This is a genomic window from Mesorhizobium sp. M4B.F.Ca.ET.143.01.1.1 (assembly GCF_004792275.1).
Classification (GTDB): Bacteria; Pseudomonadota; Alphaproteobacteria; order Rhizobiales; family Rhizobiaceae; genus Mesorhizobium; species Mesorhizobium abyssinicae.
In genome coordinates, this window is the sequence record NZ_SRSR01000004.1 from 159236 (window position 1) to 180279 (window position 21044).

Consider the following 21044-nt stretch of genomic DNA (forward strand, 5'->3'; position numbering starts at 1 on the left):
GGGCTTCTTATGGCACGCTCAGCGTTCTGCGCACAGCGTCGCGCCAGCCCGCCAGCTTGGCGGAGCGCGTCGCAGCGTCCATCCCCGGCTTGAAGCGGCGGTCGAGCGCCCAGGTCTTGGCGAAGTCCTTCGCCTTCGGCCATACGCCCGCCTTCGACCCGGCGAGCCAGGCGGCACCGAGCGCGGTCGTCTCGAGGATGGTCGGCCGGTCGACCGGCGCGTCGAGGATGTCGGCCAGGCGCTGCATGGTCCAGTCGGAAGCGACCATGCCGCCGTCGACCCGCAGCACGGTTTTCGCGGATGCCCCCTTCCAATCCTTGCGCATGGCGTCGAGCAGGTCGCGGGTCTGGTAGGCGACTGATTCCAATGCCGCGCGGGCAAACTCCGCCGGGCCTGAGTTGCGGGTCAGGCCGAAGATCGCGCCGCGCGCCTCGGCGTCCCAATGCGGCGCTCCGAGGCCGACGAAGGCCGGCACCAGATAGACTTGTTGAGCCGGATCAGCCTCAGCTGCCAGTTTGCCGCTCTGCTCGGCCTTGCCGATCACCTTGATGCCGTCGCGCAGCCATTGCACGGCGGCGCCGGCGATGAAGATCGAGCCTTCCAGCGCATAGGTGGTCTTGCCGTTCAGCCGGTAGGCGATTGTGGTGAGCAGCCGGTTCTTCGAGCGCACCAGATCGGCGCCGGTGTTGAGCAGCGCGAAGCAGCCAGTGCCGTAGGTCGATTTCATCATGCCGGGCTCGAAACAGGCCTGGCCGATGGTCGCCGCGTGCTGGTCGCCGGCGACGCCGAGGATTCTTATTTCGGCGCCGAACAGGCCCTTCTCGGTCACGCCATAGTCATCGGCGCAGTCCTTCACCTCGGGCAGCAGCGCGGCCGGGATGCGCAGGATCGACAGCAGCTCGTCGTCCCACACATTCTTCTCGATGTTGTAGACCAACGTGCGCGAGGCATTGGTTGCGTCGGTGGCGTGGACCTTGCCACCGGTCAGCCGCCAGATCAGGAAACTGTCGATGGTGCCGGCGAGCAGTTCGCCCTTCTCGGCGCGCTTCCTGGCGCCTTTCACCTTGTCTAGCATCCAGGCGATCTTGGTGCCGGAGAAATAGGGATCGAGCAGCAAGCCGGTCTTTTTCGTGAACGTCTTTTCCAGCCCCTGTTTCTTCAACTTCTGGCAGAGCGGCGCGGTGCGGCGGTCTTGCCAGACGATGGCGTTGTGGATCGGCTTGCCGGTCGCCCTGTCCCAGATGACGACGGTTTCGCGCTGGTTGGTGATGCCGATCGCCGCCACATCCGAGGCATTGCTGCCGGCCGTCTTCAGCGCGGCCTTCACCGTCGCCACCACGCTTGCCCAGATCTCCTCCGGATCGTGCTCGACCCAGCCTGAGGCCGGATAATGCTGGGTGAATTCCTGCTGGCCGGTGCCGGCGACTTTCATCTTGTCGTCGAACAGGATCGCCCTGGTCGATGTCGTCCCTTGATCGATGGCAAGCACAAAGCCGCTCATTGCCGTTCCCTCCACTCTTCATGCAACAGGGGAGACGGCAAAAGCCGCCTCCCCCGCAGGATCCATGCGGGCGCTGACGCCCGCATCAGTCAGTCTTACTTCTGCCAGCTCTTGACCAGCTCATCATAGTTGATGGTGATCGGCTTTTCCTTCTCGTTCTCGATCTTCAGCTGAGGCGCGAGATTGCCCTTCTTGACAGCGTCGGCGTTCCAGTAGGCGAGGTCATGCTCTTCGGCCATCTTCGGGCCGATATCGCCCTGGACGCCCGACTTCTCGATGCGGCTCATGACCTTTTCCTGCTCGGCGCAGAGCGAGTCCATGGCTTCCTGCGCGCTCTTGGCGCCGGACGAGGCATCGCCGATCGCCTGCCACCAGAGCTGAGCCAGCTTCGGATAGTCAGGCACGTTGGTGCCGGTCGGCGACCACTGGACGCGGGCCGGCGAGCGGTAGAACTCGATCAGGCCGCCGAGCTTCGGAGCACGCTCGGTGAAGCTCTTGTCGTGGATCGTGCTCTCGCGGATGAAGGTCAGGCCGACATGGCTCTTCTTGACGTCGACGGTCTTCGAGGTGACGAACTGCGCGTAGAGCCAGGCGGCCTTGGCGCGGTCGGTCGGCGTCGACTTCATCAGCGTCCAGGAACCCACGTCCTGGTAGCCGAGCTTCATGCCGTCCTTCCAGTAGACACCGTGCGGCGACGGAGCCATGCGCCACTTCGGCGTACCGTCGTCGTTCATAACCGCCTTGGCGCCGGCGTCGACCATCGAAGCCGTGAAGGCGGTGTACCAGAAGATCTGCTGTGCGACCGCGCCCTGCGCCGGCACCGGGCCGGATTCGGAGAAGGTCATGCCCTGGGCTTCGGCCGGAGCGTAGGCCTTCAGCCAGTCGAGGTACTTCTGGATCGAGTAGACGGCAGCCGGGCCGTTGGTGTCGCCGCCGCGCGCGGTGCAGGAGCCGACCGGACGCGAATTCTCGTCGACCTTGATGCCCCATTCGTCGACCGGCAGACCGTTCGGGATGCCCTTGTCGCCGTTGCCGGCCATGGACAGCCAGGCGTCGGTGAACCGCCAGCCGAGCGACGGGTCCTTCTTGCCGTAGTCCATGTGGCCATAGACCTTCTTGCCGTCGATCTCGCGGCCGGTGAAGAACTCGGCAATATCCTCATAGGCCGACCAGTTGACCGGAACGCCGAGGTCGTAGCCGTACTTGGCCTTGAAGTCGGCCTTGTTCTTCTCGTCGTTGAACCAGTCGTAGCGGAACCAGTAGAGGTTGGCGAACTGCTGGTCGGGCAACTGATAGAGCTTCTTGTCCGGCGCCGTCGTGAACGAGGTGCCGATGAAGTCCTTGAGGTCGAGGTTCGGATTGGTGACGTCCTTGCCGTCGCCTTCCATCCAGTCGGACAGGTTGCGCACCTGCTGGTAGCGCCAGTGGGTGCCGATCAGGTCGGAGTCGTTGACCCAGCCGTCATAGAGGTTCTGGCCGGTCTGCATCTGGGTCTGGATCTTCTCGACGACGTCGCCTTCCTGGATCGTGTCGTGCGTCACCTTGATGCCGGTGATGGCCGAGAAGGCCGGCGCCAGCACCTGCGATTCATAGGAATGGGTGGCGATGGTTTCCGAGACGACCTTGATGTCCATGCCGGCAAACGGCTTGGCGGCGTCGATGAACCACTGCATTTCCTTTTCCTGGTCGGCGCGCGAAAGCGTCGACAGCGGACCGATTTCCTTGTCCAGGAAGGCCTTGGCCTCGTCCATACCGGCATAGGCGTTGCCTGCCCCGAGCAATAGGACAATGGCGGTCGTTGATGTTAAAACTTGCCGTCGCATAAGTTTCCTCCACATTTAGGTTTCAAGTGCGATCTGGAGCGGCCGCCGGCACGCGACCGCTCCAACAGTTTCCCCCTCTATACGTAGCGGAACACGCCGATGGCGTAGACTACGGAGAGAGCGAGAGCCCACCACAGGTTGGGTCCAACCAGACCCAGCCAAGCGAGATGGATGAAGGCGCTGCCAAGCAGCGAAAGGAAGAGACGGTCGCCGCGCGTCGTCTCGAAGCGGAGCACGCCTATGCGCGGATTGCCGCCCGGCGAGGCATATTCCCACGCCGCCATACCGCAAAGCAGCAGGAAGACGGTTCCGAAGAAGGCCGCCGTCGGCCAGGTCCACGCCATCCACGAGAGGTCGAGGTTCATGGTCATACCCTCCCCAGGGCGAAGCCCTTGGCGATGTAGTTACGGACAAACCAGATGACCAGCGCGCCGGGGATCAGCGTCAGCACGCCGGCGGCGGCGAGCAGGCCCCAGTCCATGCCGGCGGCCGAGACGGTGCGGGTCATGGTGGCGGCGATCGGCTTGGCGTCGGTGGTGGTCAGCGTGCGCGCGATCAGCAGTTCCACCCATGAGAACATGAAGCAGAAGAAGCAGGCGACGCCGATGCCGCTGGCGATCAGCGGCATGAAGATCTTCACGAAGAAGCGCGGGAACGAATAGCCGTCGATATAGGCGGTCTCGTCGATCTCCTTCGGCACGCCCGACATGAAGCCCTCGAGGATCCACACCGCCAGCGGCACGTTGAACAGGCAGTGCGCCAGCGCCACCGCGATATGGGTGTCGATCAGGCCGAAGGCCGAATAGAGCTGGAAGAAAGGCAGCGCGAACACCGCCGGCGGCGCCATGCGGTTGGTCAACAGCCAGAAGAACAGATGCTTGTCGCCGAGGAAACGGTAGCGCGAGAAGGCATAGGCCGCCGGCAGCGCCACGGCGACCGAGATCACCATGTTCATCACCACATAGGTGATCGAGTTGATGTAGCCCGAATACCAGGACGGGTCGCTGAAGATGGTGCGATAGTTGGCGAGCGTCGGCGCATGCGGATAGAGCGTCAGCGACGAGACGATCTCGGCATTGGTCTTGAAGCTCATGTTGATGAGCCAGTAGATCGGCAGCAGGATGACGATGATGTAGACCGTCGGCACGATCCACCACCAGCGCGATTCCTCGCCGCGGCGCCGCATCAGCCGCGCCACCTCGTCCTGCGACAGGGCGCTGCTCAGCCCTTCCGAAACCGCCGTCTCGCTCACTCTGTTTGTTCTTTCGTTGACGCCGCTCATCTCAGCGCTCCGCGTCGTAGTTGGTCATCACGGTGTAGAAGACCCATGACAACAGCAGGATGATCAGGAAGTAGACCAACGACATGGCCGCCGCCGGACCGAGGTCGAACTGGCCGAGCGCCGTCTTGACGAGGTCGATCGACAGGAAGGTCGTCGAATTGCCGGGGCCGCCGCCGGTAACGACGAAAGGCTCGGTGTAGATCATGAAGCTGTCCATGAAGCGCAGCAGCACGGCGATCAGAAGCACGCGCTGCATCTTCGGCAGCTGGATGTAGCGGAACACCGCCCAGCGCGAGGCACCGTCGATCTTGGCCGCCTGGTAGAAGGCATCCGGGATCGAGACCAGGCCGGCATAGCAGAGCAGCACGACGAGGCTGGTCCAGTGCCAGACATCCATGATGATGACGGTGACCCAGGCGTCGATCGGATCCTGGACATAGTTGTAGTCGATGCCGAGCGCATTGACGTAGTAGCCGAGCAGGCCGATGTCGTTGCGGCCGAAGACCTGCCAGATCGTGCCGACGACATTCCACGGGATCAGCAGCGGCAACGCCATCAGCACCAGGCAGACCGGCACGCCCCAGCCCTTCTTCGGCATGTTGAGCGCGATGAAGATGCCGAGCGGCACCTCGATGATGAGGATGATGAAGGAGAAGATCAGGTTGCGGACCATCGCTTCCCAGAAGCGGTCGGAGGACAACAGCTCCTCGAACCACTCGGTGCCAGCCCAGAAGAAGACGTTGTTGCCGAAGGTGTCCTGCACCGAATAATTGACGACGGTCATCAGCGGGATGACGGCCGAGAACGCCACCAGCACCAGCACCGGCAGGACAAGGAACCAGGCCTTGTTGTTCCAGGTCTTTTCCATCTATGCCCCCATCTCGACGCGCCAGGAATCGGCATAGATGTTGATGCCTGCAGGGTCGAAGCGAACCTTCGGATCGGCCGGCACGGTGTCGTCCTCGCCGATGACGGCGGCGATCTCGCGGCCCTCGAGGCTGGCGCGGACCACCTTATGGCGACCGACATCCTCGACCTTGCTGACCTTGACGGCCATGCCGTCGCGGCCGAGCCTGACATATTCGGGACGGATGCCGAGCTCGATCGAGCCGGCGCCGGCGTTCGCGCCGACAGTCTTGGGCACGCCCGGCAGTTCGATGCGCTGGCTGCCGATCGTCGCTGTCCTGCCGTCGATCGCCACCGGCATGACGTTCATGCCGGGCGAGCCGATGAAATAGCCGACAAAGGTGTGGCGCGGGCGCTCGAACAGTTCGGCCGGCGTGCCGATCTGGACGATCTCGCCGTCATACATGACCACCACCCGGTCGGCGAAGGTCAGCGCCTCGGTCTGGTCGTGCGTGACATAGACCATGGTGTAGCCGAAGCGGCGATGCAGCTGCTTCAACTGCGAGCGCAGCACCCATTTCATATGCGGATCGATGACGGTGAGCGGCTCGTCGAACAGAATGGCGTTGACGTCGGAGCGGACCAGGCCGCGACCGAGCGAGATCTTCTGCTTCTGGTCGGCGGTCAGGCCGCGCGCTTTCCTGTTAGCCCATGACGCGAGATCGATCATCTCCAGCGTCTCGCGCACCTTGCGGTCGACATCGGCTTCCGGCACGCCGCGGTTGCGCAACGGGAAGGCCAGATTGTCGTAGACGGTCATCGTGTCGTAGATGACCGGGAACTGGAACACCTGAGCGATGTTGCGTTCCTGCGTCGACAGCCTGGTGACGTCCTTGCCGTTGAACAGCAACTGGCCGTGCGAAGGGTGCAGCAGCCCCGAAATGATGTTGAGCAGCGTGGTCTTGCCGCAGCCGGAAGGCCCGAGCAGCGCATAGGCGCCGCCATCCTCGAAGGTGTGATGCACCTCCTTCAGGGCGAAATCTGAGTCCTTCTGCGGATTGGGCAGATAGGAGTGGCGGATGTGGTTGACGTCGATGCGTGCCATCGCTTCCTCCTCAAGCCGCCAGCTTCGGCGCGGCGACGGCGCGGCCGTTTCCGTCGAAGACCATGATGTGGCGCGGGTCGATGAAGACCTCGACTTCGGCGTCCGGCTCGAAGTCGCGGATGCCGTGGGTCAGCATCACCCAGCGCGCGTCGGCGAAATCGAGATGGATGAAGCTCTCCGAGCCGGTGATCTCGGTGATGGTGACCTTGGCGCGCACCGGCACGGCGGCTGCGTTGGGGCGCTCCAGCGACAGATGGTGGGGCTGGAAGCCGATCGTATAGCTTGCATCGGCGATGCCGACGAGCTCCGCCGGCACCGGCAGGGTGACGCCGCCTTCCAGCAGGAAGACCGCACCCTTCTTGGCAAGCACGATGGTGTTGAGCGGCGGGTCGGCGAAGGTCTTCGCCGTCACGAGGTCGACCGGCTTGCGGAACACCTCGATGGTCGGTCCGAACTGGGTGATGCGGCCTTCGGCGAGCGTCGCCGTATTGCCGCCGAGCAGCAGCGCCTCGTGCGGCTCGGTGGTGGCGTAGACGAAGATTGTGCCGGCGGCGGCGAAGATCTTCGGCAGCTCGGCGCGCAACTCCTCGCGCAATTTGTAGTCGAGATTGGCGAGCGGCTCGTCAAGCAGGACCAGGCTGGCGTTCTTGACGATGGCGCGCGCCAGCGCGGTGCGCTGCTGCTGACCGCCGGAAAGGCTGAGCGGCGTGCGGTCGAGATAGGGCGTGAGCTTCAGGAGTGCCGCGGCGTTGCGCACTTCCTTGTCGATCTTCGACTGCTCGGCGCCGGCGACCCTGAGCGGCGAGGCGATATTCTCGTAGACTGTCATCGCCGGGTAATTGATGAACTGCTGGTAGACCATGGCGACGTTGCGCTTCTGCACCGGCTGGCCGGTGACATCCTTGCCGTCGAACCAGACCGAGCCTGACGTCGGCGCGTCGAGACCGGCCATCAGCCGCATCAGGCTGGTCTTGCCTGACAGCGTCGGGCCGAGCAGCACGTTGAGCGAGCCATGCTGAAGTGTCAGCGACACGTCACGGATGTGCTCCGCCGCGCCGACCGTCTTCGACACGTTTCTCAGTTCCAGCATGATGCCTCCTCCGCGGCTCTGTGCATCACACGGCCATCCTATTCGGCTGCCGCGACGTGGCGGCGGCTTATTCCACGCATGAATTCGTCGAGCGTCGCCGCCTGCTCTCGGCTGAGATGCAGGCCGCGCTTGGTCCGGCGCCACAATACATCCTCGGCGGTCAGCGCCCACTCGTTTTGGACCAGATAGCGTACCTCGGCCTCATAGAGATCGGCGCCGAAGTTGCGGCCGAGATCGGCATTCGACTTGGCGAGGCCCAGCACGGCCTGCGCCAGCGTGCCGTAGAGCCGGGTCAGCCGGCGCGCCAGGCGCTGGTCGAGGAACGGATAGGCGCTCTTCAGTTTCGCCACTTGCGCCTCGAAGCCGGTGGCAGGGAAGTTGCCGCCCGGCAAAGGCGCGTCCGCCGTCCAGCGCTTGCCGCGCTTGCCGAGGAAGCCTTCGATCTTTTCCAGCATCGATTCCGAAAGCCGGCGATAGGTGGTGATCTTGCCGCCGAATGCGTTGATGATCGGCGCTGCCCCCTCGCCGCCATCGGACTTCAGCACGTAGTCGCGGGTCGCTTCCTGCGCCTTGGAGGCGCCGTCGTCATAGAGCGGGCGCACGGCCGAATAGGTCCAGACGATGTCCGAGCGCTCGACGGCCTGAGCGAAATATTCGCTCGCCGCCGCGCACAGATAGTCGATCTCGGTGTCGCTGATCTTCACCTCATGCGGATCGCCCGGATAGTCGCGGTCGGTGGTGCCGATCAGCGTGAACTCTTCCTCGTAAGGAATGGCGAAGATGATGCGGCCGTCCTTGTTCTGGAAGAAATAGGCGCGCGGGTCGTCGAACTTCTTGGCGATGACGATGTGGCTGCCTTGCACGAGACGGACATTGTGGACGTCGTTCTGGCCGACCGTCGCCGACAGCACGTGGTCGACCCAGGGGCCGGCGGCGTTGACCAGAAGCCTGGCCTTGACTTCCTCGGTCTCGCCGGTCCGCACGTCCTCGAGCCGGATTGCCCAGAGGTCGCCGTCACGGCGCGCGCCGACGACCTTGGTGCGGGTGCGGATGATCGCGCCGCGGTCGGCCGCGTCGCGAGCATTTAGCGCTACCAGCCGGGCATCGTTGACCCAGCCGTCGGAATATTCGAAGGCCTTGCGGAACAGCGGCTTCAGCGGCTTGCCGGCCGGGTCCCTCGCCATGTCCAGCGTCTTCGTCGCCGGCAGCAGTTTGCGGCCGCCAATGTGGTCGTAGAGGAAAAGGCCGAGCCGAATCAGCCAGGCCGGCCGCAGGCCCTCGGCATAGGGCAGCACGAAACGCATCGGCCAGATGATGTGCGGCGCGTTCTTCCAGAGAACTTCGCGCTCCATCAGCGCTTCGCGCACCAGGCGGAATTCGTAGAACTCGAGATAGCGCAGGCCGCCATGGATCAGCTTGGTCGAGCCGGACGAGGTGCCGCTGGCCAGATCGTTCATCTCGGCGAGAAAGACCGAGAAGCCGCGACCAACTGCGTCGCGGGCGATGCCGCAGCCGTTGATGCCGCCGCCAATGACAAAAATGTCATGGATCGGTGATGCGTCCAAGAAGTCCTCCAGCGATTTCGCATTGCAGCATTTTTGGTCTTTTGCGAAACCGTCACGGAATTAATTCGAAATAGGAACGAATGTCAAACGAAATATCACAGGCGCGTGATGACGCTGCGGAGATAGCCTAGCCGAGCGATGTTTCGATCAGTTGAACCTCGGCTTCGTCGCAGATCTTGCGCACCGAGGGGATGTCGCAGCGGTCGGTGATGAAGGTGTTGACCTGCGACAGATGGCCGATGCGGACCGGCGCGGTGCGCTCGAACTTGGTCTGGTCGGAAACCAGGATGACGTGCCTTGCGTTGGCGATGATGGCTTGCGCAACCTTGACCTCGCGAAAGTCGAAATCGAGCAGCGCGCCATCATGGTCGATGGCCGAGGCGCCAATGACGGCGTAGTCGACCTTGAACTGCCGGATGAAATCGACGGCCGCCTCGCCGACGACACCGCCGTCGGAGCCACGCACGACGCCGCCGGCGATCACTACCTCGATCGAAGGATAGACACGCATCCTATTGGCAACATTGATATTATTGGTGATGACCATGAGGCCGTTGTGGTCCAGCAAGGCCTTGCTGACGGACTCGGTTGTGGTGCCGATGTTGATGAACAGGGAGGCGTTGTCGGGGATCAGCCTGGCGGCGGCGCGGCCGATCGCCTCCTTCTCATCGGCGGCGATCTTGCGGCGCGCCTCATATTCCATGTTCTCGATCCCGGACGGGAACAGCGCCCCGCCATGGATGCGGGTGAGCAGCCTCTGGTCGCAGAGGTCGTTGAGGTCCTTGCGGATGGTCTGCGGCGTCACGTTGAAATGCGTTGCCAGGTCGTCGACCAGCACGCGGCCATGGTCCTTGGCCATCTGGATGATCTCGGCATGACGCGGCGACAGAAACATCGCTCTCCCTCCCGTTTTCGTTTTTCTTGTCTATATCGCAAAACGAAAGCGATGAAAAGGGATAAGCCGGCTAACGAAAACCATATGATCCCAAAGCCAAACCGGCCGCAAGCTGCGGCGAGTTGCTTCAGGTGGGGCGGCGAGCGATTTCGGTGATGACGTCGAATGCCGCCTCGACATCGGCCGCCGTCGCCTCGAACTGGCCGGCCTGGAAACGGATCGCGATCGTGCCATCGACCTTTGTCTGCGTCAGGTAGATGCGGCCGTCATCGTTGATGGCATTGACCAGGCGAAGATTGTGCTCGTCGGGGCTGGCGCCCGGTCCTGTCCGATGCCGGAACGAAAACAGCGACAGCATTGGCTCGGTCACGATCTCGAAGTCCGCCTCCCCCGCAAGCCGCGCGGCGAGAGCCTGGCTCCAGGTGACATGATTGCGGATCATGGTGCGCAATCCTTCCAGCCCATGGGCGCGAAGCAGGAACCAGAGTTTCAGCGCCCGGAACCGGCGACCGAGCGGCACCGACCATTCCGAGTAGTTGATGATGCCGTCGTGGCCGTGGGTCTTCAGATAGTCCGGCTTGATGGCAAGCGTGCGCACGAGATCTTCCGGCCGACGGATGAACTGGATCGAGCAGTCGAATTGCGCGCCCAGCCATTTGTGCGGATTGAACACGATGGAATCGGCGTCCTCGACGCCGGCCCAGAAATGCCGGTACTCCGGGCAGATCATCGCCGATCCGGCCCAGGCGGCGTCAACGTGCAGATAGAGCCCGTGCCGTTTGGCGACAGCAGCCACGGCGGCGATGTCGTCGGTGCCGCCGGTGCTGGTGCCGCCGACGCAAGCGATGATACCCGCCGGCAGCATGCCGGCCTCGCGGTCGGAGACGATCGCGGTCTCGAGGGCCACGGTGTCCATGGCGCGGAAGCGGCCGGCTGCTGGGATGCGGACGAGGTTCTCCTCGCCGATGCCGGCGACCCAGATGGCGCGATCGATCGAGGTGTGGACCTGGTCGGAAGAATAGACGCGCGGCCGCGCCTGCCCGGCGAGACCCTTGCGGTTGCCTTGCCAGTCGAGCGCGCGCTCGCGCATGGTGAGCACGGCGGCCAGCGTCGCCGACGAGGCCGAGTCCTGGATGACACCGGAAAACCCTTCCGGCAGGCCGAGCGCCTGGCGCATCCAGTCGACGGTTCGGGTCTCCAGCTCGGTCGCCGCCGGCGAGGTCTGCCACAGCATGCACTGCGCTGCCATCGCGGAGACTAGATATTCGGCTACCACCGAGACGGGCGCAGCATTGGCCGGGAAATAGGCGAAGAAGCGCGGATGCTGCCAATGCGTCATGCCGGGCACGATCTTTTCCTCGAAATCGGCGAAGATTCGCTCCATCGGCTCCGCGGTTTCTGGAGGCGAGACCTCGATGGCACGGAAAACCTCGCCGGGCGCGAGCGCTGGCCGCACCGGCCGTTCGCGCAAGGTGTCGCGGTAGTCGACGCCCCAGTCGGCGGCACGCCTCGACCATGCGCGGAATTCGCTGTTGTCCATGTTTCCTCCCGATAGCCGGCGGCCGCGCCGGCGAGTTCAGCCGGCTCGAATTTTGATTAACATGTTAAATATATAAAGGCAATGCGCCAGCGAGGTCGCGCCCCCCTAGCCCGGATAGTCCGGCAGGCTGGCAAAGGCCGTCCTCAGCGCGTTCGACCAGCCGTCCGAGATGGTGCGGTAATATTGATCGTCCTGGCCGATGCGCTTCTTCATGCTGACCTTGAAGGCGTCCTTCTCGTAGAACAGGAGATCGAGCGGCAGGCCGACCGACAGGTTCGACTTCAGCGTCGAATCGAATGAGACCAGAAGCAGCTTCACCGTCTCGGCCAGGCTCATGGTGCGCTCATAGGCGCGGATGATGATCGGCTTGCCGTATTTGGTCTCGCCGATCTGGAAGAACGGCGTGTCGTCGGTCGATTCGATGAAATTGCCTTCCGGATAGATCATGAACAGCCGCGGCGGGCTGCCCTTGATCTGGCCGCCGAGGATGAAGGAGGCGTTGAAATAGGAATCGGCCTTGTCGCCGGCCGGCGAGGAATGAGCGATGACCTCCTTGACCGTGTCGCCGACCAGCCGCACCGTCTGATACATGGACGGCGTCTCGAGCAGCGTCGCGTGACGATCGGCAACCGCCTTGGTGCGTTCGTCGAGCAGGCTGACGACGGCCTGCGTGGTCGCCAGATTGCCGGCCGACATCAGCACGATGACGCGTTCGCCGGGCTCCTCCCAGACATGCATCTTCTTGAAGGTGGAGATCGAATCCATGCCGGCGTTGGTGCGCGTGTCCGACATGAACACGAGCCCGCGATCGATCTTCAGGCCGACGCAATAGGTCATGGCTGCACTTCCAGAGCAATTCGAGGAAAAGTGCGTAGCGCCTTTCCGCCCGGAATTGCGTCAAAAACCTGGAGCGGATCGGCGATTCTATCAAAGCCGCACCGCTCCAGCGGCGAATCTTGCTGAATTACTGCTCTACCGTGACGGTGACGGCAAGCTTCTCGTCCGCTTGACCGAGCAGAATCCCCGATATGGGCGAGGCATCGCGGTAGTCGCGACCCGTCGCCACCCTGACATAGCGTTCGTCGGGAGAGATGCCGTTGGCGGCATCGAAGGCAACCCAGCCGAGGCCCTGAACATGCGCCTCGGCCCAGGCGTGGCTTGCTGCCTGCTCGACAGCCGCGTCCATCATCAGATAGCCGCTGACATAGCGGGCCGGAAACCCCATGGCGCGCGCCGCGGCGGCGAAGATATGGCTGTGGTCCTGGCAGACGCCGGTCTTCAACGCCAGCGCCTCCTCGGCCGGCGTCATCACGGTGGTGGCGCCAGGCTTGTAGGCGACACGCTCGCCGATCGTGCCCATCAGCCGGTGCAGCCGCTCGATATCGGTGCCCTTCCCCGCCGAGCCGGCAAGCTCGCGAATGCCTTCGCCGGCGGCGGTCAACGGCGTTTCCTGGGCAAACAGCCAGAGCGGCGCGAAACCATGATGCGGACCGGATACGCCAGTGGTGTCGCGCGTGAGCACCTCGCCCGACGCTTCGATGGTGATGGCGTGAGGCTCGCCTTCGACGCTCAGAAGCCTTGTGTCGTTGCCGAAGTGGTCGGTGAAACGCACCTCCTCGCGCGCGCCGTCGATATTCAGGCCCCAGGACTGCACGGTCTGCGTGTGGCCGCTGACCGGCAGCAGGCGCAGCCGCTGCAGCAGATATTGCACCGGCGCATCGTAGCGGTACTCGGTCCGATGGGTGATCTTGAGCCGCATGGCTTCATTTTCCGTTTGCGAGCATGAAGCTCAATAGAACCTGTAGTCCTGCGCGATCTCGTCGCCGAGCCTGGTGTTGTCGCGGATGAAGTTGGCCAGGAATTCATGCAGGCCGGCGTCGAATATATCCTTGATCGAGCCTGCCCGCAGCATCGCCTGGGTCTTCTCGGCCGTGGCATGGCAGGCGTGGCGCTCGCCATAGTCGTCGCCCAGGAATTTCAGATGCTCGGCGAGGAAGCGGTAGCAGAAGGTGAGCGAACGCGGCATGCGCACGTTGAGGATCAGGTAGTCGGCAATGTTGGTCGGCTTGTAGTCGGCGTCGTAGACCCACCGGTAGGAGCGATGCGCCGACACCGAGCGCAGGATCGATTCCCACTGATAGTTGTCGAGCGTCGAGCCGACCCAGGAGATCGAGGGCAGCAACACGTAATATTTGACGTCGAGGATGCGGGCCGTGTTGTCGGCGCGCTCGACATAGGTGCCGAGTTGCGAGAAATCGAAGATCTCGTTGCGCAGCATGGTGCCGTAGAAGGAGCCGCGGATCAGCGCCGTCTCGCGCTTGATGGCGTCAAGCACGGTCGGCAGGTCGCGTTCGTCGATGGGCTTGGCCAGCATGCGCTTCAGCGACATCCAGGCCTCGTTGATGCTTTCCCAGGTCTCGCGCGTCAGCGCGGTGCGCACCATGCGGGCATTGTTGCGGGCGGTCTCGATCGCCGACATCGTGCTCGACGGGTTCGAGGTGTCGCGCAGCAGGAAGTCCGAGACGTTGGCCGCGGTATAATCCTGATACTTCTGGGTGAAGGCGACGTCGGATCCGGCGCTAAGCAACACGGAATTCCATTCTTCCGACGCGTTCTGCGTACGGGTGAGCGCCATGCGCAGGCCGGCATCGACAAGGCGGGCCATGTTTTCGGCCCGCTCGATGTAGCGGTTCATCCAGTAGAGCCCGTTGGCGGTGCGGCCGAGAAGCATGGGAAGTGGCCCTTCGGGCTAGTGAGTAGGGAATAGGGAGTACGCGGTAGTAAGAGCTTGAATTTCAATGAAATACGGCATTCCCAGTCCCCTATGCTTTCACACTATTGCCTACTCACTAATCCCTACTCACTCAGCTCAATCATCCAGCACCCACGTATCCTTCGTCCCGCCGCCCTGCGAGGAATTGACCACCAGAGAGCCCTCTTTGAGGGCCACGCGCGTCAAGCCGCCGGGCACGATCTGGATACGGTCGGAGACCAGCACATAGGGGCGCAAATCGACGTGGCGCGGCGACAGGCCCTTCTCGGTCAGGATCGGACACGTCGACAGCGCCAGCGTCGGCTGGGCGATGTAGTTCGACGGCTTTGCCGCGAGCTTCTTGGCGAAATCCTGGCATTCCTTCTTGGTCGCCGCCGGGCCGACCAGCATGCCGTAGCCGCCGGAGCCGTGCACTTCCTTGATGACGAGCTCGTTGATGTGCTCCAGCACATATTTCAAGCTGTCCGGCTCGGAGCAGCGCCAGGTCGGGATGTTGCCGAGGATCGCCTTGCGGCCGGTGTAGAACTCGACGATCTCCGGCATGTAGGAATAGATCGCCTTGTCGTCGGCGATGCCGGTGCCCGGCGCGTTGGCGATCGTGATGTTGCCGGCGCGGTATACGTCCATGATGCCGGGCACGCCAAGCGCGGAGTCCGGGCGGAAGGTCAGCGGATCGAGGAAAGAATCATCCACCCGGCGGTAGAGCACGTCGATCTGCTTGTAGCCTTCGGTGGTGCGCATCGCGACGTGGCCGTCGACGACGCGCAGGTCCTGGCCCTCGACCAGTTGCACCCCCATCTGGTCGGCGAGGAAGGCGTGCTCGAAATAGGCGGAGTTGTAGCTGCCTGGCGTCAGCACGGCGATGGTCGGCGCGCCCTTGGTGCTCTGCGGCCTGACCGCTGCCAGCGACTGGCGCAAGAGCTGCGGATAGTTTTCGACCGGCCGCACCTTGATCTGCTGGAACAGCTCGGGAAAGAGCTGCATCATCGTCTCGCGGTTCTCCAGCATGTAGGAGACGCCGGAGGGTGTGCGGGCATTGTCCTCGAGAACGTAGAACTCGTTCTCCGAAATGCGCACGATGTCGACGCCGATGATGTGGGTGTAGACGCCCGCGGGCGGCCTGACGCCGATCATCTCAGGCAGGAAGGCCTCGTTCTTGGCGACCAGTTCCCTGGGCACGCGGCCGGCGCGCAGGATCTCCTGGCGGTGGTAGATGTCGTCGAGGAAGGCGTTCAGTGCCTGGACGCGCTGCTCGATGCCTTGCGTCAGGCGGCGCCATTCATTGCCCGAGATGATGCGCGGAACGATGTCGAAGGGGATCAGCCGCTCCGAGGCTTCCTGCTCGCCGTAGACGGCAAAGGTGATGCCCGTCTTGCGGAAGACGCGTTCGGCGTCCTGCATTTTCTCGGTAAGCCTGGCCGGGTCTTGCTCCTTCAGCCAGCGATCATAAGCCGAATATGGTCTTCTCAGTCCGGAAACTTCCGGAAGCATTTCATCGAACGCTGCCAATCGCGTACTCCCCTGTGAGACCATTTCACTGGCGTCGCCGGAGAAAATCAAGCGCAATCGGTGATTTGATGAGTGACGGCGGTCGTTATGTCAGGACTGCCCAAGATTAAGGCAGGGCCGACAGGACCGGGTCAGGCTTTGCCTTGCTCCCGGGCAAACGACAAAAGGCGACTCAGAAGGCGCGGAAGGTCACGATGGTGAAGGTGTCCTTGATGCCGGGCAGAACCTGCACCTTCTCGTTGATGAAGTGGCCGACATCCTGGTCGTCCTCGACATAGAATTTGGCGAGCAGGTCGTAATTGCCGGCAGTCGAGTAGATTTCCGAGGCGATCTCGGCATCGGCAAGCGCGCTGGCGACCTCATAGGCCTTGCCGAGATCGCACTTAATCTGCACGAAAAATGCCTTCATTGCCCGGTCCTGCCTAGCCTGTGAGCGAATAAGCGGCCCTTTTGGCAGACTGCCGCCCGGCTTTCAAGCATCAGCCGGCCATGCGCAACAGTTGGCTGCTTGGCAGCGCCGAATGGCTGATGCTTGCGAGCTGCTGAAACCACCAAGCGATGCCATGCGTATGTTAGGATGAATCTTCGGACTGCGATTTCCCCCGGGGACAACGGAGACAGGCCATGCGCCGCTCATTATTCGCATTCGCAATCATTCCATTCCTGTTCATGTCCTCGGCCTTCGCCGGCGACGCCGAGATCAAGGCGGCGCAGACGGTCATCGACAGCCAGCTGAAAGCCTTCGTCGCCAATGACGGCGCCAAGGCCTACAGTTTCGCCGCGCCGAACGTGAAGCGCGTCTTCCCGACCGTCGACATGTTCATGAACATGGTGACCAACGGCTACGCGCCGGTGCGCAAGCCGCAAAGCTATGCCTTCGGCAAGGTCGAGCAGACGGGCCCGACCTCGATCATCCAGCAGGTGATGATCGTCGGGCCCGACGGCAAGGACTACGAGGCGGTCTACACGCTGGAGCAGCAGCCTGACGGCAGCTTCCAGATCACCGGCTGCAGCCTGCGGGCGTCGACGTCGCTGAGCACCTGATCCGGTCAGACGACCGGAATATCGCCGCGCGCCCAGGCCTCGGAAATCTCGGCCGCCTGCGCCTCGAAGGCGCCGGCCTGGATGGCGGCGCGGATGTCCTGCATCAGTTTCTGGTAGTAGGACAGGTTGTTCCAGGTGAGCAGCATCGCCCCCAGCGATTCCTGCGAACGCACCAGATGGTGCAGATAGGCGCGCGAATAGTCGCGCGCGGCCGGGCAATCGCTCTCTTCGTCCAGCGGGCGCGGATCGTCGGCATGGCGGGCGTTGCGCAGGTTGACCTTGCCGCGGCGCGTGTAGGCGAGGCCATGGCGACCGGCGCGGGTCGGCATCACACAGTCGAACATGTCGATACCGCGCGCCACCGATTTCAAGATGTCGTCCGGCGTGCCGACGCCCATCAGGTAGCGCGGCTTGCCGGCCGGAAGTTCGGGACAGGTGATGTCGAGCATTTCCAGCATCACCGCTTGCGGCTCGCCGACGGCCAGCCCGCCGACGGCATAGCCTTTCAGATCCATCGCGTTCAGGGCTTGCGCCGAGCGCACGCGCAAATCGGCAATGTCGCCGCCCTGGACAATGCCGAACATCGCCTTGCCCGGCTGGTCGCCGAAGGCCGTCTTGCAGCGCTCGGCCCAGCGCAGCGACAGTTCCATGGCGCGCTCGATCTCCTTCGGCTTGGCCGGCAGTGCCGTGCATTCGTCGAGTTGCATCTGGATGTCGGAATCGAGCAGACCCTGGATCTCGATCGATCGCTCAGGCGACATCTCGTAGGGCGCGCCGTCGATATGCGAGCGGAAGGTGACGCCCTTTTCCGAGAGCTTGCGCAGTTTGGACAGCGACATCACCTGGAAGCCGCCGCTGTCGGTGAGGATGGGATGCGGCCAGCGCGCGAATTCATGCAGGCCGCCGAGCTTCGCCACGCGCTCGGCGCCGGGCCGCAGCATCAGATGATAGGTGTTGCCGAGGATGATGTCGGCGCCGACGCCGCGCACCTGGTCCATATACATGGCCTTGACGGTACCGCCGGTGCCGACCGGCATGAAGGCCGGCGTGCGGATCTCGCCGCGCGGCATCGAAATCACGCCGCGCCGCGCCTTGCCGTCGGTGGCAAGCAGCTTGAAGGTGAAAGCCTCAGCCATTGAAGTCCTTGTCGTGCACAGGCGCGCCGGGTGCCTGCTCGTCGAGCGACTGCCGGTAGCGGATGCAGCCGCGCATGAATTTTTCCCAGGGCGGCACCGCGATGGCAGGTTCGGTCTTTTCCGGCAGCAGGGCCCAGAGGTCGGGGTGATGCCAGCAGAGATCGTGGCCGGTGGAGTCGCGATGGGTGCGAATCCCGGCGCGCAATTTCTTCACCTCCGCGACCAGAGCGTCGCGGTCCATGTGTTCCAGATCATCGTCCATCGCTCGTCTCCGCTCGGTTAAGCAAGCTGGCGTCTCCGTAGGAGTAGAACCTGTAGCCGCTGTCGATGGCATGCGCATAGGCCGCGCGCATCGTCTTCAGCCCGCTGAAGGCCGAGACCAGCATGAACAGCGTCGAGCGCGGCAGATGGAAATTGGTCATCAACAGGTCGGCGGTGCGGAAGTGGTAGCCGGGTGTGATGAAGATATCGGTCGGGCCCGACCATGCGGCGAGTTTGCCGTCTTCCCTGGCGGCGCTCTCCAGCAGGCGCAGCGACGTCGTGCCGACGGCGACGATCCGCCCTCCCCGCGCCCTTGCCGCGTTGAGCGCTTCGGCGGTCTCGGCGCTGACAGAGCCGGTCTCGGCATGCATCTTGTGGTCGGCGGTGTCGTCTGCCTTAACCGGTAGGAAGGTGCCGGCGCCGACATGCAGCGTGACGAAGCGGCGTTCCACCCCCTTGGCGTCGAGAGCGGCAAACAGCTCGGGCGTGAAATGCAGCCCGGCGGTGGGCGCTGCGACCGCGCCCTCCTCCCTGGCGTAGATGGTCTGGTAGTCGCTGCGGTCGCGCTCGTCGTCGTCGCGCTTGGAGGCGATGTAGGGCGGCAGCGGGATGTGGCCGACGGCGTGCAGCGCCTCGTCGAGGAACGGGCCGGAGAGATCGAAGCCGAGCAGAACCTCGCCGGCCTCGCCCTTCTCGATCACCGTGGCGTCGAGCTGGCCGAGGAAGCAGGAATTGGCGTCATGGCCGAAATGGATGCGGTCTCCGGCACTGATGCGCTTGCCCGGCCGCATGAAGGCCTGCCAGCGGTCGGGCGCCACCCGCATGTGCAGCGTCGCCTCGACCTGCGCCTGTGCCTCGCCGCGCCTGCGAATGCCCTTCAGCTGCGCCGGAATGACCTTGGTGTCGTTGAATACGAGCACGTCGCCGTCGCCGAGCAGCGACGGCAGGTCGCGCACCGTACGGTCGGACAGCCCTTCCCCCGGCCTGACGACCAGCATCCTGGCGCTATCGCGCGGCTCGGCGGGGCGCAGCGCGATGCGCGCTTCCGGCAGGTTGAAGTCGAAGAGGTCGACGCGCATCAGAAGAGCCGGATGAGCAGCGCTCCGGCGAGCAGCAACACGGCGCCGGCAATGCGGCCGAGCGAGATCTCGCGCACCGCCACGCCGAGGAAGCCGGCACGGTCGATGAGCATGCCGGCCAGCAGCTGGCCGGCGACCAGGAACGCCATCAGCGCGGCGGCGCCGATGCGCGGCGTGAGAATGGTCGAGAGCGTGACGTAGAAGCCGCCGAGCATGCCGCCGGCGATCAACAGCCATGGCGCCGGCGCCTTCCAGTCGAGCGAAATGCCCTGCAGCTTCACCACGACGACAGCGATGACGCCGAGCACGACCGCGCCCGACAGGAAGGAGAACGCAGCCGCCGCGACCGGGAGCCCCAGGCCGCGCGCCAGCTGCGAATTGATGGGCGCCTGAACGGCGATGAAGGCGCCGGACAGGATGCCAAGCAGGGACCAGACGGCGCCCATCATCGTTATGCCGCCTTTACTTGACGTCGGCCGCGACCTTCAGCGACACGATCTTGTCGGGGTCCTGCACCGGCTCGCCGCGCTTGATCTTGTCGACATTGTCCATGCCTTCGAGGACCTGGCCCCAAACCGTGTACTGGCGGTTGAGGAAGGAGGCGTCATCGAAGCAGATGAAGAACTGCGAGTTCGCCGAATTCGGGTTCTGGGCGCGCGCCATCGAGCAGGTTCCGCGGCCATGGTTGGCGTTGGAGAACTCGGCCTTCAGGTCCGGCTTGTCGGAACCGCCCATGCCCGCGCGCGAAGGCGCGAAAGAGGGCTTGCTCGAATTGCCGAACTTGACGTCGCCGGTCTGCGCCATGAAGCCGTCGATGACGCGGTGGAAGACAACGCCGTCATAGGCGCCTTCGCGCGCCAGCTCCTTGATGCGGGCGACATGGCCGGGCGCCAGGTCGGGGAACAGTTCGATGACGACCTGGCCCTTGGTCGTTTCCATGATGAGGGCGTTCTCGCGGTCCTTGATCTCAGCCATGTCAGATATCCTTTTGAAAAAACAGATTTACTTGTCGGTGGCGATGCGCACTTTGATCATCCGGTCAGGATCGCTGACGGTCCCGTTGTCCGCCTCGTCGCCCTTCTTGATGTTGTCGACCAGCTCCATGCCGCTGACGACATTGCCGACGATGGTGTACTGGCCATCGAGCGACGACGCCGGCGCGAACATGATGAAGAACTGCGAATTCGCCGAATTCGGATCCTGCGAACGGGCCATGCCGACCACGCCGCGCTTGTAGTGCTCGGTCTGCGAGAATTCGGCCGGCAGGTCCGGCAGGTCGGAACCGCCGGTGCCGACGGCCTGGGGGTTGAAGCCCTTCTTCATGTTGCCGAACTTGACGTCGCCGGTCTGCGCCATGAAGCCGTCGATGACGCGGTGGAAGGCGACATTGTCGTAGGCGCCCTCGCGCACCAGCTTCTTGATCTGCGCGACGTGCTTGGGCGCCAGGTCGGGGCGCAGCGCGACGGTCACGTCGCCATCCTTCAGCGTGATGATCATGGTGTTTTCGGGATCGGCGGCGAAGGCCGAGACCGAGGCGGTCACGAGACCGGCCAGCACGACAAGGAACGTAGCGAGCTTCTTCAGCTGCATGGTAT

At 63.7% G+C, this 21044-nt stretch carries 22 protein-coding genes; 1 reads left to right on the top strand and 21 read right to left on the bottom strand.

All coding sequences use genetic code 11. The features are described 5' to 3' along the window. Positions 1–7: 7 nt before the first annotated feature. The 15 genes from glpK to EN786_RS11495 form a co-directional block, all read right to left on the bottom strand. Positions 8–1501, bottom strand: a complete 1494-nt coding sequence (gene glpK, locus EN786_RS11425) for a glycerol kinase GlpK (RefSeq protein ID WP_127311979.1) — start codon at positions 1499–1501, stop codon at positions 8–10. Positions 1502–1596: 95 nt separating this feature from the next. After that, on the bottom strand, positions 1597–3324 hold the full coding sequence (locus EN786_RS11430) for an ABC transporter substrate-binding protein (RefSeq protein ID WP_127311276.1): 1728 nt from the start codon (positions 3322–3324) through the stop codon (positions 1597–1599). Between the two features lie 77 nt (positions 3325–3401). After that, positions 3402–3695 (bottom strand): DUF2160 domain-containing protein, encoded by a 294-nt coding sequence (locus EN786_RS11435; RefSeq protein ID WP_187331401.1) that lies wholly within the window; start codon positions 3693–3695, stop codon positions 3402–3404. After that, the gene (locus EN786_RS11440; protein WP_127287343.1) at positions 3692–4606 is read right to left on the bottom strand and encodes a carbohydrate ABC transporter permease; all 915 of its coding nucleotides are present in this window, start codon (positions 4604–4606) and stop codon (positions 3692–3694) included. Before EN786_RS11440 ends, EN786_RS11435 begins: the two co-directional genes overlap by 4 nt. A gap of 1 nt (position 4607) precedes the next feature. Further along, positions 4608–5474: a sugar ABC transporter permease gene (locus EN786_RS11445; RefSeq protein ID WP_126054723.1), complete on the bottom strand. Its 867-nt coding sequence runs from the start codon at positions 5472–5474 to the stop codon at positions 4608–4610. Beyond that, the gene (locus EN786_RS11450; RefSeq protein ID WP_127286739.1) at positions 5475–6557 is read right to left on the bottom strand and encodes an ABC transporter ATP-binding protein; all 1083 of its coding nucleotides are present in this window, start codon (positions 6555–6557) and stop codon (positions 5475–5477) included. Between the two features lie 10 nt (positions 6558–6567). Continuing rightward, positions 6568–7647 carry an ABC transporter ATP-binding protein gene (locus tag EN786_RS11455; RefSeq protein WP_127311277.1) on the bottom strand — a complete coding sequence of 360 codons (1080 nt, stop codon included), beginning with the start codon at positions 7645–7647 and terminating at the stop codon, positions 6568–6570. A gap of 38 nt (positions 7648–7685) precedes the next feature. Continuing rightward, a complete protein-coding gene (gene glpD, locus EN786_RS11460; protein ID WP_135908366.1) occupies positions 7686–9212 on the bottom strand; it encodes a glycerol-3-phosphate dehydrogenase in 1527 nt (508 codons plus the stop codon). A 127-nt stretch (positions 9213–9339) separates the two neighbouring features. Next, the gene (locus EN786_RS11465; RefSeq protein ID WP_127286741.1) at positions 9340–10107 is read right to left on the bottom strand and encodes a DeoR/GlpR family DNA-binding transcription regulator; all 768 of its coding nucleotides are present in this window, start codon (positions 10105–10107) and stop codon (positions 9340–9342) included. Positions 10108–10234: 127 nt separating this feature from the next. After that, positions 10235–11647: an aspartate aminotransferase family protein gene (locus EN786_RS11470; RefSeq protein WP_127311650.1), complete on the bottom strand. Its 1413-nt coding sequence runs from the start codon at positions 11645–11647 to the stop codon at positions 10235–10237. Positions 11648–11752: 105 nt separating this feature from the next. Beyond that, entirely contained in the window at positions 11753–12484 is a 732-nt protein-coding gene (locus EN786_RS11475; protein ID WP_127285977.1) for a peptidase, read from the bottom strand. 127 nt (positions 12485–12611) lie between these two features. Beyond that, on the bottom strand, positions 12612–13406 hold the full coding sequence (locus tag EN786_RS11480; RefSeq protein ID WP_127285976.1) for a transglutaminase family protein: 795 nt from the start codon (positions 13404–13406) through the stop codon (positions 12612–12614). A 30-nt stretch (positions 13407–13436) separates the two neighbouring features. Then, the gene (locus EN786_RS11485) at positions 13437–14378 is read right to left on the bottom strand and encodes an alpha-E domain-containing protein (protein ID WP_127285975.1); all 942 of its coding nucleotides are present in this window, start codon (positions 14376–14378) and stop codon (positions 13437–13439) included. A 138-nt stretch (positions 14379–14516) separates the two neighbouring features. Beyond that, a complete protein-coding gene (locus EN786_RS11490; RefSeq protein ID WP_187331400.1) occupies positions 14517–15929 on the bottom strand; it encodes a circularly permuted type 2 ATP-grasp protein in 1413 nt (470 codons plus the stop codon). Between the two features lie 172 nt (positions 15930–16101). Next, positions 16102–16338: an Lrp/AsnC ligand binding domain-containing protein gene (locus EN786_RS11495; protein WP_127285973.1), complete on the bottom strand. Its 237-nt coding sequence runs from the start codon at positions 16336–16338 to the stop codon at positions 16102–16104. Positions 16339–16553: 215 nt separating this feature from the next. Between EN786_RS11495 and EN786_RS11500 the strand changes: the two genes are divergently transcribed. Continuing rightward, positions 16554–16973: a DUF4864 domain-containing protein gene (locus EN786_RS11500; protein WP_127285972.1), complete on the top strand. Its 420-nt coding sequence runs from the start codon at positions 16554–16556 to the stop codon at positions 16971–16973. Between the two features lie 5 nt (positions 16974–16978). Here EN786_RS11500 and tgt read toward each other — a convergent pair whose 3' ends face one another. Genes tgt through EN786_RS11530 form a run of 6 tightly spaced genes read right to left on the bottom strand, consistent with a single transcriptional unit; the run spans position 16979 to position 21039 of the window. Beyond that, the gene (gene tgt, locus EN786_RS11505; protein WP_127310646.1) at positions 16979–18109 is read right to left on the bottom strand and encodes a tRNA guanosine(34) transglycosylase Tgt; all 1131 of its coding nucleotides are present in this window, start codon (positions 18107–18109) and stop codon (positions 16979–16981) included. Continuing rightward, entirely contained in the window at positions 18102–18371 is a 270-nt protein-coding gene (locus tag EN786_RS11510) for a hypothetical protein (protein ID WP_127285970.1), read from the bottom strand. Before EN786_RS11510 ends, tgt begins: the two co-directional genes overlap by 8 nt. Continuing rightward, the gene (gene queA / locus EN786_RS11515; RefSeq protein WP_127285969.1) at positions 18361–19449 is read right to left on the bottom strand and encodes a tRNA preQ1(34) S-adenosylmethionine ribosyltransferase-isomerase QueA; all 1089 of its coding nucleotides are present in this window, start codon (positions 19447–19449) and stop codon (positions 18361–18363) included. The genes EN786_RS11510 and queA overlap by 11 nt, the downstream gene beginning before the upstream one ends. Continuing rightward, positions 19449–19898 (bottom strand): DMT family transporter, encoded by a 450-nt coding sequence (locus EN786_RS11520; protein ID WP_127310645.1) that lies wholly within the window; start codon positions 19896–19898, stop codon positions 19449–19451. The genes queA and EN786_RS11520 overlap by 1 nt, the downstream gene beginning before the upstream one ends. Before the next feature lie 13 nt (positions 19899–19911). Next, entirely contained in the window at positions 19912–20424 is a 513-nt protein-coding gene (locus EN786_RS11525; RefSeq protein ID WP_127285967.1) for a peptidylprolyl isomerase, read from the bottom strand. Positions 20425–20451: 27 nt separating this feature from the next. Then, on the bottom strand, positions 20452–21039 hold the full coding sequence (locus tag EN786_RS11530; protein WP_127285966.1) for a peptidylprolyl isomerase: 588 nt from the start codon (positions 21037–21039) through the stop codon (positions 20452–20454). Positions 21040–21044: the final 5 nt, after the last annotated feature.

Bases quoted from the DNA above. Each gene is read 5' to 3' on its own strand.
- EN786_RS11510 (WP_127285970.1), bottom strand. From the start codon at position 18,371: ATGGACGATGATCTGGAACACATGGACCGCGACGCTCTGGTCGCGGAG.
- EN786_RS11495 (WP_127285973.1), bottom strand. From the start codon at position 16,338: ATGAAGGCATTTTTCGTGCAGATTAAGTGCGATCTCGGCAAGGCCTAT.
- EN786_RS11455 (WP_127311277.1), bottom strand. From the start codon at position 7,647: ATGCTGGAACTGAGAAACGTGTCGAAGACGGTCGGCGCGGCGGAGCAC.
- EN786_RS11430 (WP_127311276.1), bottom strand. From the start codon at position 3,324: ATGCGACGGCAAGTTTTAACATCAACGACCGCCATTGTCCTATTGCTC.
- EN786_RS11435 (WP_187331401.1), bottom strand. From the start codon at position 3,695: ATGACCATGAACCTCGACCTCTCGTGGATGGCGTGGACCTGGCCGACG.
- EN786_RS11475 (WP_127285977.1), bottom strand. From the start codon at position 12,484: ATGACCTATTGCGTCGGCCTGAAGATCGATCGCGGGCTCGTGTTCATG.
- EN786_RS11525 (WP_127285967.1), bottom strand. From the start codon at position 20,424: ATGGCTGAGATCAAGGACCGCGAGAACGCCCTCATCATGGAAACGACC.
- EN786_RS11520 (WP_127310645.1), bottom strand. From the start codon at position 19,898: ATGATGGGCGCCGTCTGGTCCCTGCTTGGCATCCTGTCCGGCGCCTTC.
- EN786_RS11450 (WP_127286739.1), bottom strand. From the start codon at position 6,557: ATGGCACGCATCGACGTCAACCACATCCGCCACTCCTATCTGCCCAAT.
- glpK (WP_127311979.1), bottom strand. From the start codon at position 1,501: ATGAGCGGCTTTGTGCTTGCCATCGATCAAGGGACGACATCGACCAGG.
- EN786_RS11485 (WP_127285975.1), bottom strand. From the start codon at position 14,378: ATGCTTCTCGGCCGCACCGCCAACGGGCTCTACTGGATGAACCGCTAC.
- EN786_RS11500 (WP_127285972.1), top strand. From the start codon at position 16,554: ATGCGCCGCTCATTATTCGCATTCGCAATCATTCCATTCCTGTTCATG.
- tgt (WP_127310646.1), bottom strand. From the start codon at position 18,109: ATGGCTGAGGCTTTCACCTTCAAGCTGCTTGCCACCGACGGCAAGGCG.
- EN786_RS11445 (WP_126054723.1), bottom strand. From the start codon at position 5,474: ATGGAAAAGACCTGGAACAACAAGGCCTGGTTCCTTGTCCTGCCGGTG.
- EN786_RS11465 (WP_127286741.1), bottom strand. From the start codon at position 10,107: ATGTTTCTGTCGCCGCGTCATGCCGAGATCATCCAGATGGCCAAGGAC.
- EN786_RS11470 (WP_127311650.1), bottom strand. From the start codon at position 11,647: ATGGACAACAGCGAATTCCGCGCATGGTCGAGGCGTGCCGCCGACTGG.
- EN786_RS11530 (WP_127285966.1), bottom strand. From the start codon at position 21,039: ATGCAGCTGAAGAAGCTCGCTACGTTCCTTGTCGTGCTGGCCGGTCTC.
- EN786_RS11480 (WP_127285976.1), bottom strand. From the start codon at position 13,406: ATGCGGCTCAAGATCACCCATCGGACCGAGTACCGCTACGATGCGCCG.
- queA (WP_127285969.1), bottom strand. From the start codon at position 19,449: ATGCGCGTCGACCTCTTCGACTTCAACCTGCCGGAAGCGCGCATCGCG.
- EN786_RS11440 (WP_127287343.1), bottom strand. From the start codon at position 4,606: ATGAGCGGCGTCAACGAAAGAACAAACAGAGTGAGCGAGACGGCGGTT.